Genomic DNA, 14,946 nt, shown 5'->3' with positions numbered 1-14,946 from the left:
GCCCAGAAACGCTGTCCGTCTCCTGGCTACCGCCGTCGTCACCGCGATGGCCCTGACCGCGGCACCGGCGGCCACGGCCGCCGAGGTCAGAACGCCGAGCGCCACCGCCGCCGACCCCTTCTACACGTACACCGGCAGCGAACCCCTCGCCTCGCTCGCACCCGGCACCGTGCTGAAGACGCGGACGCTCCAGTACCACCTGGTGGGCCTGCCCACGCCGGTCAAGGCGATCCAGCTGCTCTACCGCACGACCGACGCCCAGGGCCGGCCGTCCGCCAACGTGACCACCGTGGTGCGCAGCCTGACGGGCGACAGCGGCAAGGCGGTCTCCTACCAATCGTTCTACGACTCGCTCGACCCGGAGGACGGCCCGTCCCGGGCCATCGCCGGGGGTCTCACCCTGGGCGGGGCCATCGCGAACGCCGAGTCCCTCTTCCTCGCGCCGCTGCTCCTGCAGGGCTACAACCTCGTCATCCCCGACACCGAGGGACAGACGGCGAACTTCGCGGCCGGCCCCGAGTACGCGACCAACACGCTGGACTCGATCCGCGCCGCGACCCGGTCCCCGGAGACCGGCATGAACGGCGACACCAGGTTCGGACTGATGGGGTACTCGGGCGGCGCCATCGCGACCAACTGGGCGGCCGCGCTCGCACCGTCCTACGCGCCCGAGGTCAACGCCCGGCTCGTGGGATTCGCCGAGGGCGGCCTGCTCGTGGACCCCGCGCACAACCTCAAGTACGTCGACGGCTCCCTCGTGTGGACGGGCGTCATCCCGATGGCGCTCATCGGCGTCTCCCGCTCGTACGGCATCGACCTGGGGCCCTACCTGAACGACTACGGGCGAGAGGTGTACGGAAAGCTGGAGCGCGGGTCGATCGTCGACGCGCTGGGCCGCTACCCCGGGCTGACCTGGAAGAAGATGGCCAAGCCGCAGTACGCCGACCCGAATTCGGTGCCCGCGTTCGTCGACGCGGTGAACCGGATCAACCTCGGCTCCGCGCCGACCCCGTCCGTCCCGGGATTCATCGCCCAGGGCAACGGGGGAGTACTGGAGGGGACCTTCGGCAACCGCCCGGGGATCGGCACGGGTGACGGCGTCATGGTCGCCGGAGACGTCCGGACACTGGCCCGGCAGTACTGCTCCACCGGCAACGGATCCATCGAGTACCAGCAGTTCGACCTGCTCAGCCACGTCGGCGTGCCCGTCGTCTGGGCGCCCGTCGCGATGGGGTGGATGAACGACCGCTTCGCGGGCAGGAGCGCGCCGTCCGACTGCGGCCGCATCCCCGCCGGGAACTCCCTGGCGCCGGAGATGCCCGTGCCGGCGTCCTGACGCCCCCGCGCACCCCGTGGCCCCCGCCGCGCGATCGCGCACGGCGGGGGCCCGAACGGCGCAGACCGTCAGGACACCATGGAGGCGTCGGCCACCTCCGTCAGCCTGACCGTGCACAGCCCGCCGCGCTCGCTCCTCACGTCCGTCACCTTGAGCTGCGTGCCCGGTGCGAGGATGTACTCCTCCTCCCCGGTGAAGGCGGAGAAGTTCCTGATCCCGACCGCCTGGGCGGGCGTCACCTCGAAGAGGGTCCGCTTGCCCCTGCTGCCCAGGAAGGACCGGGCCACCTTCAGCTCCGAGGTGCAGGAGGAGACGCCCCACCAGGTCACCGTGCGGCCCACCGGGTACTGCGACCGCAGGTCCAGCGACACACCGCGCCACAGCGGCTGCGTGTGGGCGGGCAGCCCCGAAACCGCCGAGAACAGCAGCCGCAGGTACGGCAGGTAGGGGGTGACCCGGCTGCGGTCGGGGGAGCGCAGGACGGCGTTGATCTCGCGGTAGAAGGCCGACTCGCAGGTGTAGAGGTAGAGCGCGGCGATCGCGTCGGCGGACAGGCCGGTGGCCGTCTCGTCCGCCCTCCGCTTGCCGAACTCCCGAGACCGGTCGACGTGTCCGGCGATCCCGGACAGCGTCGCGGCGACCGGTGCGACGGCGTCCTGGAAGTCCATCAGCGGGGTGTCGAACACACCGGTGATGGCGGGGAGGACGAGGCCCTCGTCCTTGACGCTGGTGAGCCGCTCCAGGTACAGCTGGTGCAGGTTCATGGTCGACTCGATGAAGGCGCCCATGCGTGCCGCGACACCCCCCTCCCCGCCGCCCGGACCGGCCGCCCCCTCGTTCCACCCCCTGCTCGGCAGCCAGTCGACGCCCTCGGCGCCCAGCGAGGCGAGTGCCTCGTTGACCAGGGCGAAGTGGTCGCCCTCGCAGAAGATGTCGCCCTGCGCCGCCGGGTTCGCGTGGTCGATGTGCCGGACCTCGACGTCCGGGTACTTCTGCTGGAGCCGCAGGACGACCTTCTTGAGGCTGCGGGCGTGCGCTCCCCACCAGGCGAAGACGACCCCGCGGTCCTCCTCGCCGGCCTCCTGCTTGGCCTTGAGGATCTCCTCGACGATCCTCTCGGCGACGGGCCGCCAGAAGCCCGTGTGCTGGTCGGCGCCCATCGCTCCGTCGCCACTGGCCGTGAGCGAGGCGTTCAGCAGCAGCACGCCCTGGGTCAGCATCGCCTGGAACCACTCGGGAGGCTGGACCGTCTCCCGCTCCTTCAGCAGCGCGCGGACGTCGGCGATCGGCGTCTTCTTGGCTATGCCGTACTTCCACATCGCCGCCGCCTTGATGATGCAGCGAATGCTGACGACCCGGCCGAACTGGCTGTCCTTCCAGTCGTTGAAGGTGTTGTCGAACATGGCGATGCCGGTCGCGCTCTCCGGGCGCGGGTACGGGTTCTGGCCGAATACGACGACCTTCCACTTGTGCGGCGGGTTCGGCTTGAGCGCCTGGAAGGTCAGCTCGCGGACCGGGACGACCTCGTGGCTGCGGCCCTTCCCGATGAACCGGGCGGCGTCCGGCTGCGCCTCGATCACGGGCTTGAGGAGCGGGAGCCAGGGCTCACCGCCCCCGTCGAAGAGCTCGGCGAGGGCCAGCGGGTCGTCCGCGGCGGTCTGCGCCGGCTCCGGCACGGCGGCCGTCGCGAGGACCGGCGCCGGCGCCGCGGCCGTCGCGGGGGCCGGCTCCGGTCCGGGGGCCGGTTCAGGGACCGGTCCAGGGGCGACGGCCTGCGGCGGCACGATGCGCACCCGCTGCTCCACTGGGGCCTTCTCGATGCCGTCCAGCTGCGAGACGATCGTGGCGCGCAGCTCGTCGTCGTCCTCGAACCAGTGGTCGTGGAAGAGCGTGTAGCCGGTCCACATCAGGTTCGCGCACAGCCGGGCCGGGACCCGGCCGGTCTGCGCGCCCATCCCGACCAGCGCCACGGAGCGGATGCTGCCGGGCTCCTTCCTGTTCTGCCGGTGGACGGCCTGGAACGCGGCGGCGCAGGCCAGGGCCACGTTCAGCGTGGCACTCACGTTCTGCGAGGACCGCACCATCGTCGGTGTCGATATCAGGAACCGCGGGACGGCCGCCCCCGACGGGACGCACACCGCGCTGCCCACCGGCAGCGTCCCGCCGAACCGGTCGCGGATCGCGCGCTGCACCCGCAGCTGGATGCCCGGTCCGAGGTGGCGCTTGATGACGGCGTCGACCCCGCCGTCCATCCGGCCCCGGGAGTTCGTCGGGGTGACCCAGGCGTCGACGTCCTCGTCGAGGATCGAACCCCGGCGGATCTCGATGCCCAAAGTGTCCGCGAAAGCCGCCCGCCACGCCTCCACCACACGCTCGTTGACGTCTGTCAGTACAACCCTGAGCGCGGGCTGAACACTGCTCTCGGTCATCGTCCACTCCTGTCGGGAAACGGCCCTTGCAACACCTCGAACCTAGCCGCCACCACTGACAACGCCCCTCCGGGAAGGGGACGATGACCTGCCGTCACGACACGGCGGCACCGTCCACGGCCAGCAGGGTCAGCGGGACGTTGCCGCGTACCGCCTGCGAGTACGGGCAGACCGCGTCCGCACGGTGCAGCAGGGGCTGGAGGTCCGCCGCGCGCCACCCCGGCAGGCTGACCGTCAGGGCCACCGCGAGGCCGTAGCCCGCCGGGGTGTCCGTGGTGCCGAGCTGCACCTCGCAGGCCACGCGCGCGGCCGAGGCGTCCGCCCCGAAGTCGGCGGCGACCTCCGCGAGCGCGGAGGTGAAGCAGGCCGCGAAACCGGCCGCGAACAGCTGCTCGGGATTGGTGGTGCCGGGCACCTTCTTGCGCGGCGGGGCGAGGCGGACGTCCAGGCGCCCGTCGTCCGTGCGGACGGATCCGGTGCGGCCCCCGGCGGCGTGCGCGGTCGTCCGGTACAGGCTGCGGGTGAGTGGCACGGTCATGGCGTACGGCCCATCTTGCTCGACGAGGACGCTGCCGCGGGCGCGGACAGCGGTCGGCGCCGCTCCCGCGGCACCTCGCGCGTCGTCGTGCGTAACCGGGTACGGCGCATCTCGTCCGGGGCCCCGTGAGGCCGCCGGACAAGTTAGCAACGGAGCGGGCCGTCCGGGGACCCGCTGGGCGGTGACCTTCCTCACCCGTGCCCGGCCGCCGCCGGCCCGGGCCGGTGCCCGCGGGCGCGGTACGCCCCCGGAGGCATGCCCTCCCAGCGGGTGAAGGCGCGGACCAGGGCCGTCGCCCCGCTCAGACCCACGAGCGGCGCGATCCGGTCGAGGGGCAGGGCCGTGGTCTCCAGCAGCCGCCTGGCCCGCCCGTGGCGGGCCGTGTCGAGGAGCGCCCGCCACGAGGTGCCCTCCGCCTGCAGGGCCCTGCGCAGCGTCCGCACGCTCAGGCTGAGCTCGCGGGCGGGACCCTCCGGGCCCGCGTCCCCGAGCGCGGCGTGCTCCAGCCACTGCCGTACGCGCTCGGACACGGCCGGGGGAGCGCTGACCTGGTGCAGGAGCCGGTCGGCGTAGGCCCGGTGCAGGGAGCTCAGCGCGGGATCGTGGAACGGCCGGCGCCGGTCGAGGTCCTCGTCGGCGACCGTGATCACGTTCTCCGGGGCGTCGAAGACCACCGGGCAGCCGAGGACGCGGGCGTACGGCTCGGCCGAGCCCGCACGCGGGTGCGCGAACGACACGGACAGCGGCGCCCAGCCGTCGCCGGCGATCCAGCGGCCCGCCCGCACCAGGCCGCTGACGACCGCCTCGACCTGCTGGGGATGCGCGGCCGCCGGATCGGCGGCCGGCCGGTAGCGGACCCGGCCGGCGTCCCCGCGGCGGTCCACGCTCACCCTGCCCGCCCGGCTCATCAGGGGGTGGTAGCGCTCCACCGCCAGCGCGGCGTCCGCGAGGCTGGCGCTCGTGAGCACGAGGTGGCCCAGGATGTGCAGCCCCGTGGGCCGGATGCGGTCACCCAGGAGGAGTCCGGCGTGCGGGCCCGCGCCCTCCACCGCGGCGCTCAGCACCGTGAGGGCGTGGCACGAGGGGACGGCGGGCGGCTCGGTGGCGGACACGGCCGCCAGTCAATGACGGAGCACCACCCGCGTCAACACCGCCTGCGGCACGGGCGGCACGGGCGCCACGGCCGGCCCGGCCGGCGGCCCCGGGAGTCAACGGGTTGGCCGCCGCGGTGAATGACGACGCCGCGGGGGCGCTCCTATGGTCGCCCTGGACACCTCCGCGCCGTCGTCATGCAACGCATCGTGAAAGGGCTCGGGATGAATCGACCAAGACTCTTCGGACGACGCCGGTACCTGCTGCCGGGCCTGGTCCTCGCGATGGTCACCCTGGTGCTCGGCCCGGCGGCCGCCGGCGCCTCGGCGGGCCCGCCGTGGTGGGAGCCCGTGGCGCGCCCGGTGCCGGACTCCCAGGTCGGCGTCACGGGGGAGCCGTTCACCGGGACCGACGCCCGGGGCCGGGTCCGGGGCTGGGTGGACGCGCACGTCCACCTGATGTCCGACGAGGGCTTCGGCGGGCGGCTGGTCTGCGGCAAGGTCTTCTCCCCGGCCGGCGTGGCGGACGCCCTCAAGGACTGCCCCGAGCACTACCCGAACGGCGTCCTCGCCCTCTTCGACATGATCACCAAGGGCGGTGACGGCCGGCACGACCCCACCGGCTGGCCGACGTTCCGCGACTGGCCGGCCCACGACTCCGCCACCCACCAGCAGACCTACTACGCCTGGGTCGAGCGTGCCTGGCGCGGCGGCCAGCGCGTCCTGGTCAACGACATGGTCACCAACGGGGTCATCTGCTCGCTGTACTTCTTCAAGGACCGCGGCTGCGACGAGATGACCTCGATCCGCCTCCAGATCCGCAGGACGTACGAACTCCAGGACTACGTCGACGCCATGTACGGCGGCCCCGGCAAGGGCTGGTTCCGGGTCGTCACCGAACCCGACCAGGCCCGTGAGGTCATCCAGGAGGGCAAGCTCGCCGTCGTCCTCGGCGTGGAGACCTCCGAACCGTTCGGCTGCAAGCAGGTGCTGGACGGCGCCCGTTGCACCATGGCCGACATCGACCGGGGCCTCGACGAACTGCACGGCCTCGGCGTGCGCAGCATGTTCCTGTGCCACAAGTTCGACAACGCCCTGTGCGGCGTCCGGTTCGACACGGGGACCACGGGCATGGCCGTCAACGCCGGCCAGTTCCTGTCGACCGGCACCTTCTGGAGCACGGAGCCCTGCACCGGCCCCGAGCACGACAACCCGATCGGCTTCGGACTCGCCGCAGGCCTGTCGGCCGAGGAGCCCGGCACCTCGCCCGCCGAGGCCGAGGCCAGGATCCGCGCCGCGCTGCCCGAAGGGGTCGAACTGCCCCGGTACGGCGGCGCCTCCCTGCAGGCGGCGCAGTGCAACCGCCGGGGCCTGACCGCGCTCGGCGAGTACGCGGTGCTGGGCATGACGAAACGCAACATGATGCTGGAACTCGACCACATGAGCGTCAAGGCGGCGAACCAGGCGCTGCGCGTGCTCGAAGCCGAGCAGTACTCCGGCGCCCTGTCCACGCACGGCTGGATGGACGACAACTGGACCGAACGCGTCTACCGCCTGGGCGGCTTCATCACCGGCCACATGTACGAGGCCACCGCCTTCACCGCCGAGGCGCGCCGGCACGCGGACCTGCGGGCCCGGTACGGAGCCGGGTACGGGATCGGCACCGACATGAACGGCTTCGCCTGGCTCCCCGGCCCCCGGCCCGCGGCCGGGAACCCCGTCCGCTACCCCTTCCGCAGCCCCGACGGCGGCTCCGTCCTCGACCGGCAGGTCACCGGCTCCCGCGTCTGGGACGTCAACACCGACGGCGGCGGCACCCACTACGGCCTCGTACCGGACTGGATCGAGGACATCCGCGTCACCGGAGGCCAGGACGTGGTGGACGAACTCATGCGGGGCGCCGAGGGCTACCTGCGCACCTGGGAGCGCAGCCGCGGCCACACCACCCCCTACACGCCCCTGGTCCGCGGCTACCGCCCGCATGCAGGGCACCTGGCTTCCACACGCCCCCTGCCCGCCGGGTTCACCCACGAGGGGATCTGGAAGGTGCTCCGGGACCCGGCGGCGGGCACCGTCCGGCTCTACGAGTGCAAGGCGGCCGGGCACTCGCTGCTGACCCGCGACCCGGGGTGCGAGGGCCAGCAGCCCCTCGGCGCGGTCGGATACGTGTACACCGGGCCGGTGCCGGGCTCCGTGCCCCTCTACCGGTGCTACATCCCCTCGGTGTTCGACCACTTCGTCACGAGCAGGGCCGACTGCGAGGGGCCTTACACCCGCGAGGGTCTGCTCGGCTACGCCATGCCGGTCACGGCGTCGTAGCGGCGACGGGCCGGGCGGGCGCGCAGGCGCGGATGCCGCCCACCCGGCTACTCGTCCCCCCGCACGGGGCCGGACCGGCGCAGATCGGCATCGGTGAGCGGCTCCAGCTCCCCGTGGGTGTCCAGCCAGTACAGGAAGAAGACGGCCGGGGCGACGAGCAGCAGGGAGACGAGACTGACCACCGTCAGCCAGACCAGCGTCTCGGAATCCCCCGCGGCCTGCGCCACGGACAGGGAGGTGGGGATGAGGTAGGGGCGCTGGGCGAACCCCCAGGCGAGGACGGCCGCGACGACGGTGCCGACGGCGCCGAAGCGGGCCAGGTGCGTCCGCCGCCGCACCACGGACAGTCCCGTCGCGGCGCAGCACACCAGGGACACGATCGCGAGGGCGAGCCCCACGCCGTGGGTCAGCCCGTGCCAGACGTGGGGGGAGTCGCCCCGGGTCACCAGGAGCACCCACACCGCCGCAGGGGCGACCGCGGCGAGGGCGGCGAGGGCGCGCAGCCGGAAGTAGCCGACCAGGTCGGGAGCGTCGAAGCGCGCGGCGTCGGCGGTCAGGAACACGGCGCCCAGCAGGGCGGTCGCGGCGACGGTGAGCACCCCGAACGCGAGGGAGGCGTGGTTGGCCCACGCGTCGGCCGAGGCCACGACGCCCGGCGCGATCCGGCCGGTCGCGATGGAACCGACCGCCGCCCCGAGGAAGAACGGGGTGAGCAGGGAGGAGACGGCGAAGACGGCACCGTAGAGGCGGCGCCGGGCCAGCCGCCGGGCGGGCTTGCGCAGGGCGAACCCGGCGCCGCGCAGCACCATGCCCAGGGCGGCGAGCGCCAGGGGCGCCCACAGGGCCGTGAACACCGTTTGGAACATGACGGGGAACCCGGTCCACATCAGGACCAGGACGAAGACCAGCCAGACGTTGTTGACCTCCCACACGGGCGCCATCGCGTGATCGATCAGCCACCGCGGGCGCCTGCCGCGCCCGGTCCCCCCGGCCGTCAGGTCCCAGAAGCCCGCCCCGTAGTCGGTGCCGCCGCCGCAGGCGTACGCGGCGACCGCGAGCAGCAGCACGAAGGCGACGAGCCCGGCCATCAGCCGCCGCCTCCCGCCGGAGGCCGCGGACCGTAGGGGCTGACCGCCTCGGGCTCCTCCACGGCCGGTCCGCCCGCCGTCCGCCCGGCCGCCTGTTCGTCGGCCAGGCGCCAGCCGTCGCGCATCTTCAGCAGGATCGCGAGGAACACCCCGAAGACGCACACGTACACCACGATCACCAGACCGAACATGACCCACAGGGTGGTGGACCGGGTCGGGGTCACGGCCTCCGCGACGCGCATGTTCTGGTAGACGATCCAGGGCTGGCGCCCCACCTCGGTGGTGATCCAGCCACACTCGACGGCGATGACGGAGGCCACGCCGGCGCAGGCGGCGCCGCGGTAGAACCACGGCGACCGGGGCAGCCGCCGGTGGCGCAGCCGGACGAAGCCGTAGACGAGGGCGAGGAGCAGGAGCGCGCTGCCGATCCCGACCATGGTGTCGAAGGCCCAGTGGGCGATCGTGGCCTGGGTGGCGTTCGGCCGGTCGCCCGCCGGGACGGAGCTCAGCCCGGTCACCTCCGTGTCCGGTGTGAACCCGGCCAGGATGGAGTCCAGCTGGGGGATCCTGATGCCGCCGGAGACGGTCCCGTCCGGCTGGAGCCGGCCGTAGAGGTACTCCGGTACGTGGGTGCCGGTCCGCCAGACCAGCTCCGTCGCCGCGAACTTCACGGGCTGCTTGTGGAACACCTGCCGGGCGAGCGAGTCACCCAGGACGAACTGCACGGGGGTGGCCGCCGCGGCGAGGGTGAAGGGGACCGCGAATCCGAGCCGGTGGTAGTGGTCCCGGCGCCCGCGCAGCCACCCCACGGCGTACACGCCCGCCACCACGTAGCCCGCGGTGACCAGCATCGCCACCACGAAATGCCAGTACTCGGGCCCGAACATGGGGGTGAAGACCGCCTTCCGGACGTCCACGTCGACCGGGTTGCCGGCGGAGTCGAGGGTGAACCCCCGCGGGGTGTTCATCCACGAGTTGGCGGCCAGGATGCCGAAGGCCCCCAGCAGCGCCGTGGCCGGCAGGGGCAGCCCGAGCAGGAAGTGGGTGCGCGGCTTCAGCCTGCGCCAGCCGTACAGGTAGATGGCGATGAGCACCGCTTCGAGGAAGAACGCCCAGGCCTCGACGCCGAAACCGATGCCGAAGACATCACCCCACCGGCCCATCAGCCCGGGCCAGAGCAGGCCGAACTCGAACGACAGCACGGTGCCCGTGACGACGCCGATCGCGAACTGCACCGCCATCACGGCCGACCAGCGCCGGGCCAGCAGCAGGGCCGCGGGGTCGTTGCGGCGCAGGCCGCGGTAGTGCATGACCAGGGTGATGAGCGGCAGCGCCACTCCCATCGGCACCAGGACGATGTGGGAGGCGAGGGTGAACGCCATGAGTTCCCTGGCCGGGAGCAGCTGGGCGGGGCTGTCCGACGCCAGCAGGTGGACCGTGGTGTGCATGCGTTCCTTTGCCGCTCGGGATCACGGACCGGACGGGGGAAGGCCCCCGGGCTCAGCCGCCGGTGGCGAAGCCGGGGAAGAGGGTCATCCCGCCGTCCACGTAGAGCGTGGCGCCGACGACGTAGTCCATGAGGTCGGAGGCGAGGCCCACGGCGGCGTGGGCGATGTCCTCGGGGTCGCCGATCCGGCCGTACGGGATCAGCCGGAGCAGGTCCTCCCGGGCCTCCTCGGTCTCCCACGCGCTCCGGTTGATCGGCGTCCTGATGGCACCCGGGGCGATCGCGTTGACGCGGATCCTCTGGGGCGCGAGCTCCTGGGCCAGCGTCTCCATCAGCATCTGCACGCCGCCCTTGGAGGAGGCGTAGTTCACGTGCCCCGCCCACGGGATGACCTGGTGCACGGAGCTCATGCAGATGATCTTCCCCGCCGCCTGGGACACCTCCGGGACCACGCCGCGCCGCAGGAACTCCTTCGTCGCCTCCCGCGCGCAGAGGAACTGGCCCGTGAGGTTGACGTCGATCACCTTCTGCCACTGGGCGAGCGTCATCTCCGTGAAGGGGGCGTCGCGCTGCAGTCCGGCGTTGGCGACCAGGATGTCGATCGTGCCGAACTCCTCGACCATGCGGTCCATCATGGCGACGACCTGGTCCTCCTGGGACACGTCCGCCTCGTACGCGGCCGCGCGCACGCCGAACGAGGTGATCTCCTCGACCACCTTCTCGGCCTCCTCCGCGCCGGACACGTAGTTCACCACCACATCGGCCCCGGCCCGGCCCAGGCCGATGGCAGTGGCCTTGCCGATCCCGCTGTTGGCGCCGGTGACCAGCGCCTTCTGGCCCTTGAGCAGGTGAGCGGGGATCACTCCCCGGGGACCGCTCCGGTGCGAACTCAACGTGGACCGCCTCCTCGAATGCCCGGCCCGGGCCGCCGGACCGCGGCACGGCAGCGTCCGACCGCCACCCAAGCACCGCCTCCGCCCACCCGCGCCCCGGGCGAGGCGTTCTTGGGCCACGCGGCGGAGCACCGCCGCCCGGTCGGAGGACGGCGCCGGTTGTCAGCCCAGCCGCTCCAGCAGGTGGTCGCCCACCCGCAGGGCGTTCGCGATCGCCGTCAGCGACGGATTGACCGCGCCGATGCTCGGGAAGAAGCTCGTGTCGACCACGTACAGGTTGTCGAGGTCGTGCGCCTTGCAGTTCACGTCCAGGGCGGACGCGGCCGGGTCGTCGCCGAACCGCACGGTGCCGGCCTGGTGCGCCGTGGCGCCGATCGGCATGCCCTTGTGGAGGTAGATGCTGCGCGACAGCAGCCGGTGCTCGTGCATCCCCAGCTGACCGAGCATGCCCTGGAGCTTGTGCCGCAGCCGCGTCAGACCGGCGATGTTGTTCTTCTCGTCCAGCACGAGACGGATGGTGCCGTCACCGTCGACCGTGACCCGGTTGCCGGGGCGGGGGAGGTCCTCGCCGCACAGCCAGAAGTCCACCGCGTGGTGGGCCATGACCTCGAAGGGCATGTCGGGGGTCACGGCGCCCGCCCAGCGCGGAGCCTCGCCGTGGATCTGGTCGGCGTCCGACTTGCCGAGCATCTGGATCCCGCCCAGCGGGTAGTCCCAGTCGTCGGCGCCCAGGTACCAGTCGTGCAGGGCCAGGGTCTTCTGGAACTTCGTGTCGTTGGGCTCCCTCGAAATGGCCATCAGCGCCAGGTTGTTGTGCCGCATGTAGTGCCGGCCGACCACTCCCGAGCTGTTCGCCAGCCCGTCCGGGTGACGGTCGCAGGCCGAAGCCAGCAGCAGCACCGCCGAGTTGACCGCTCCGCAGGCCACGACCACGATGTCCGCCGTGTAGGAGGTCTCCGCCCCGTCCTCGCCCCGGGTCACCACACTGCTGACGGTACGTCCGGTGGGGTCGGTCCGAAGCCGCACCACCCGTGCGTTGGTCACCAGTTCGACGTTCGGGTGCCGCAGGGCCGGCTCCACGCAGATCACCTGGGCGTCCGACTTGCCGCGCACCAGGCAGGGGAAGCCGTCCACGCGGTCGCAGCGGATGCACACGCTGGACCGGGCCGCGCGCCCGTTCTCGTCCTGTACCAGGTTCACGCCGATGGGCAGGTGGAAGGGGTGCAGGCCCCGCTTCTCCAGGTCGTCGCTCAACTGCTGTATCCGCGGCTCGTGTTCGACCGGGGGATGGGCGTACTGGGCACTGCACGGCCCCTCCCACGGATCCTCGCCGTGGCGCCCGTGGACCAGGTAGAGGTGCTCGGCCTGCGTGTAGTACGGCTCGAGGTCCTCGTACCGGATCGGCCAGGCCGGGGAGACGCCGTCGTGGTGGCGCAGCTCCCCGAAGTCCTCGGGCCGCAGCCGGAAGAGGGCGGCGCCGTAGAACTTCGTGTTCCCCCCGACGTAGTAGTTGACCTCGGGCGGGAACTCGTTGCCGTGCTTGTCCAGCCAGAACTCCGGCGCACGGTACTTGCCCTTCACGAACACGGCGGTGGAGTCCCAGTTGTCCCGCTCGCGGGGCAGGTAGTCACCGCGCTCCAGGATCAGCACCCGTTTGCCGGACGGGGCCAGCCGGTGGGCGAGCGTACCGCCGCCGGCGCCCGAACCGATGATGACGACGTCGTAGTGCGGGGAGTCGCCCACGGCGACCACCGTCCTTGCGCTCGTGGGCCCGCCCTGTCACCGGCCCTCTCGCTGCCCGCTGCCCGCTGCCCGCTGCCCGCTGCCGGGACACGGCAGCCACCCCTCATTCGAACGTATCCCTCCTCCCCGGGCACGGCGACCGGGCGGCGGCCGCGCCGCCAGCGGACCGTGCTGTCAGAGGACCGCGATCGGGTTCACGGGCGAGCCGGTGCCCGACGCGAGCCTGAGCGGCGCCACCACGCACAGGAAGGACCACCGCCCCGCGCCGGCGCAGGCCACCGCCAGTTCCTCGAACTGCAGGTAGTCCATCAGGTGCACCCCCATGGCGTGCACCGCCAGCACGTGCACGGGAAAATCCACGCCGGCCACCGCACTGGGGGCGGTGTCGTTGTTGCCGTCCGAGCCCAGTGCGGCGACCTCCCGTTCGGCCAGGAACCGTACGGCCGTGGGATGCAGGCCCGCCCGGGCCCGCGCCGCGTCCCACGCGCCGAGCTCCCGGCGCCGCGGGCGATGCCCCACCCGTACGAACAGCACGTCCCCCGGCCCGACCCGCACCCCCTGGGCCGCCTCCGCCGCGGTCAGGTCGGCGGCGCTCACGTGCTCCCCGGGCTCCAGCCACCGCACGCCCCGCAGCCGCGGCACGTCCAGGAGCACGCCACGGCCGACGATGCCGTCCCGGACGACCTCCACGGAGAGCGCGCCGGCTCCCTCGGAGGTGACGCTGCTCGCCGGCACGCCGTTGTAGAGCGTCCCGTCGAACAGCACGTGGCACAGCGCGTCGAGATGGCTGTCCGCGTCCCCGTGCACGTTCATCGCGAACCGGTCGAGCGCGAAGTGCAGCCCGTCGCCGCCCGCCGCACCGGTCTCGCCCTCGGCGGGCTCGATCATCCGATGCCGTGCGGGCTCGGGATCGTCCGGACCGGCCCGGGTCTCGATGGGCGCGGCGAGGGACACCGTACGTCCGGAGCGGACCTCCGCGGCGGCGGCCACGACGCGGCCGGGCGTCAGGTGGCGCAGCGCACCGCGCCGGTCGCCCGGCGCGCGCGGACTGCGCCCGCGCAACTCCTCGTACAGCGCGCGGAACGCCTCGGCCGTCATCGGCCCCGGCGCCGGCGGCCCGTCGTCCGCGGTCACCAGGATCCCCACGGGGACAGGCCCCACCGCAGGACATGGCTGTCGCCCGGCCGCAGGACCGTGAGCGCCGTGCCGCTGCGGAAGGCGTCCGCGGGGCAGGACATCGGCTCGACCGCGACACCGCGGCGCCGCCGCCCGGGGTCCGGGAGGGTGTCCCCGGTGTACACCTGCACGTACTCCACGCCCCGGAGGAGCCGTACGTCCACACCCCGGTCCCCCGAGGGGTGCGCCAGGCGCACCGCGCAGTGGCCGGCGGCATCCCGCTCCAGCCCCGTGAACGCGGTGTCCAGGCGCTGCTCGCCGATGCGCCGGGCCGTGCGGAAGTCGTACGCCGTGCCCGCGACCGGCTCCTCACCGGCCGGCACGCCGTGCTCGTCGGTGCGCAGGCGCAGGCGGGCCGGCACGGTCAGCAGCGCCGCGTCCACCCGTTCGGTGCCCACGGTCAGATAGGGGTGCTGGCCCACCCCGTACGGCGCGGCCGTGTTCCCCGGGTTGGTGGCGGTGACCGTGGTCTCCAGCCCGTCCGGGCCCAGCCGGTACTCGGCGCGGACCTCCAGCCGGAACGGGTAACCGGGCTGCGGGAAGAGGGTGGTGCCCACCGTGACGGCGTCCTGTTCGCGGGCCAGCAGCCGCCAGGGGACCCACCTCAGCAGGCCGTGGATGGCATTGCCGTTCTCCGGCTCGGCCAGCGGCAGTTGCAGCTCCGTGCCGCCGAACCGGTAGCGCCCGCCGGCCACCCGGTTCGGCCACGGCGCGAGGAGCTGTCCGCGGCCACCGGTGACCGGCTCGTCGGCGGCGAAACCGTCGAGCAGCGGGCGCCCCGCCACCGCGTACGCGCGCAGGGCGCCGCCCAGCTCCACCACCACCGCGGACTGCGCGCCCCGGCGCAGCGGCCACTGTTCTCCCGATGCCGTCGGGGGCATGGGCG

At 73.0% G+C, this 14,946-nt stretch carries 11 protein-coding genes and 1 riboswitch; of the genes, 2 read left to right on the top strand and 9 right to left on the bottom strand.

Annotation, left to right across the window (positions count from 1 at the left end; genetic code table 11):
* Positions 1-46 precede the first annotated feature (46 nt).
* Positions 47-1,336: a lipase family protein gene (locus tag ACZ6Y1_RS01390; protein ID WP_469621708.1), complete on the top strand. Its 1,290-nt coding sequence runs from the start codon at positions 47-49 to the stop codon at positions 1,334-1,336.
* 68 nt (positions 1,337-1,404) lie between these two features.
* On the opposite strand, the gene ACZ6Y1_RS01385 is transcribed toward ACZ6Y1_RS01390, so the two are convergent.
* The 3 genes from ACZ6Y1_RS01385 to ACZ6Y1_RS01375 form a co-directional block, all read right to left on the bottom strand.
* Positions 1,405-3,765 carry an ADP-ribosyltransferase domain-containing protein gene (locus ACZ6Y1_RS01385; protein ID WP_469620709.1) on the bottom strand — a complete coding sequence of 787 codons (2,361 nt, stop codon included), beginning with the start codon at positions 3,763-3,765 and terminating at the stop codon, positions 1,405-1,407.
* A gap of 94 nt (positions 3,766-3,859) precedes the next feature.
* Complete coding sequence (locus tag ACZ6Y1_RS01380) at positions 3,860-4,303, bottom strand: Ohr family peroxiredoxin (protein ID WP_469620704.1); 444 nt, start codon at positions 4,301-4,303, stop codon at positions 3,860-3,862.
* 76 nt (positions 4,304-4,379) lie between these two features.
* Positions 4,380-4,441, bottom strand: a riboswitch (guanidine-III (ykkC-III) riboswitch).
* Between the two features lie 53 nt (positions 4,442-4,494).
* Complete coding sequence (locus ACZ6Y1_RS01375; protein ID WP_469620701.1) at positions 4,495-5,415, bottom strand: AraC family transcriptional regulator; 921 nt, start codon at positions 5,413-5,415, stop codon at positions 4,495-4,497.
* Positions 5,416-5,619: 204 nt separating this feature from the next.
* On the opposite strand from ACZ6Y1_RS01375, the gene ACZ6Y1_RS01370 reads away from it, so the two are divergent.
* On the top strand, positions 5,620-7,713 hold the full coding sequence (locus ACZ6Y1_RS01370) for a discoidin domain-containing protein (RefSeq protein ID WP_469620697.1): 2,094 nt from the start codon (positions 5,620-5,622) through the stop codon (positions 7,711-7,713).
* A 47-nt stretch (positions 7,714-7,760) separates the two neighbouring features.
* Here the strand turns inward: ACZ6Y1_RS01370 and ACZ6Y1_RS01365 are convergent, their stop codons facing one another.
* From ACZ6Y1_RS01365 to ACZ6Y1_RS01340, 6 genes are all read right to left on the bottom strand, one after another.
* Positions 7,761-8,801 carry a cytochrome d ubiquinol oxidase subunit II gene (locus tag ACZ6Y1_RS01365; protein ID WP_469620694.1) on the bottom strand — a complete coding sequence of 347 codons (1,041 nt, stop codon included), beginning with the start codon at positions 8,799-8,801 and terminating at the stop codon, positions 7,761-7,763.
* Positions 8,801-10,249 carry a cytochrome ubiquinol oxidase subunit I gene (locus ACZ6Y1_RS01360; RefSeq protein WP_469620692.1) on the bottom strand — a complete coding sequence of 483 codons (1,449 nt, stop codon included), beginning with the start codon at positions 10,247-10,249 and terminating at the stop codon, positions 8,801-8,803. The genes ACZ6Y1_RS01365 and ACZ6Y1_RS01360 overlap by 1 nt, the downstream gene beginning before the upstream one ends.
* A 52-nt stretch (positions 10,250-10,301) precedes the next feature.
* On the bottom strand, positions 10,302-11,108 hold the full coding sequence (locus tag ACZ6Y1_RS01355; protein ID WP_469621705.1) for an SDR family oxidoreductase: 807 nt from the start codon (positions 11,106-11,108) through the stop codon (positions 10,302-10,304).
* Between the two features lie 195 nt (positions 11,109-11,303).
* Positions 11,304-12,884: a GMC oxidoreductase gene (locus ACZ6Y1_RS01350; RefSeq protein ID WP_469620688.1), complete on the bottom strand. Its 1,581-nt coding sequence runs from the start codon at positions 12,882-12,884 to the stop codon at positions 11,304-11,306.
* Between the two features lie 174 nt (positions 12,885-13,058).
* Positions 13,059-13,982 carry a cyclase family protein gene (locus tag ACZ6Y1_RS01345; protein ID WP_469621702.1) on the bottom strand — a complete coding sequence of 308 codons (924 nt, stop codon included), beginning with the start codon at positions 13,980-13,982 and terminating at the stop codon, positions 13,059-13,061.
* 32 nt (positions 13,983-14,014) lie between these two features.
* Positions 14,015-14,941, bottom strand: coding sequence for an aldose 1-epimerase family protein (locus ACZ6Y1_RS01340; RefSeq protein WP_469620685.1), 927 nt, complete (start codon positions 14,939-14,941; stop codon positions 14,015-14,017).
* Between the last annotated feature and the right edge of the window lie 5 nt (positions 14,942-14,946).

Source organism: Streptomyces sp. NPDC053432 (genome assembly GCF_055585365.1).
The sequence above is the reverse complement of the archived record's forward strand: the minus strand, read 5'-3'. Positions and strand labels throughout refer to the sequence as shown.

What these genes read in the sequence shown, in the direction of transcription:
- ACZ6Y1_RS01360 (WP_469620692.1), bottom strand. Translation starts at nt 10,249, where the DNA reads ATGCACACCACGGTCCACCTGCTGGCGTCGGACAGCCCCGCCCAGCTG.
- ACZ6Y1_RS01365 (WP_469620694.1), bottom strand. Translation starts at nt 8,801, where the DNA reads ATGGCCGGGCTCGTCGCCTTCGTGCTGCTGCTCGCGGTCGCCGCGTAC.
- ACZ6Y1_RS01380 (WP_469620704.1), bottom strand. Translation starts at nt 4,303, where the DNA reads ATGACCGTGCCACTCACCCGCAGCCTGTACCGGACGACCGCGCACGCC.
- ACZ6Y1_RS01390 (WP_469621708.1), top strand. Translation starts at nt 47, where the DNA reads ATGGCCCTGACCGCGGCACCGGCGGCCACGGCCGCCGAGGTCAGAACG.
- ACZ6Y1_RS01385 (WP_469620709.1), bottom strand. Translation starts at nt 3,765, where the DNA reads ATGACCGAGAGCAGTGTTCAGCCCGCGCTCAGGGTTGTACTGACAGAC.
- ACZ6Y1_RS01370 (WP_469620697.1), top strand. Translation starts at nt 5,620, where the DNA reads ATGAATCGACCAAGACTCTTCGGACGACGCCGGTACCTGCTGCCGGGC.
- ACZ6Y1_RS01345 (WP_469621702.1), bottom strand. Translation starts at nt 13,982, where the DNA reads ATGACGGCCGAGGCGTTCCGCGCGCTGTACGAGGAGTTGCGCGGGCGC.
- ACZ6Y1_RS01340 (WP_469620685.1), bottom strand. Translation starts at nt 14,941, where the DNA reads ATGCCCCCGACGGCATCGGGAGAACAGTGGCCGCTGCGCCGGGGCGCG.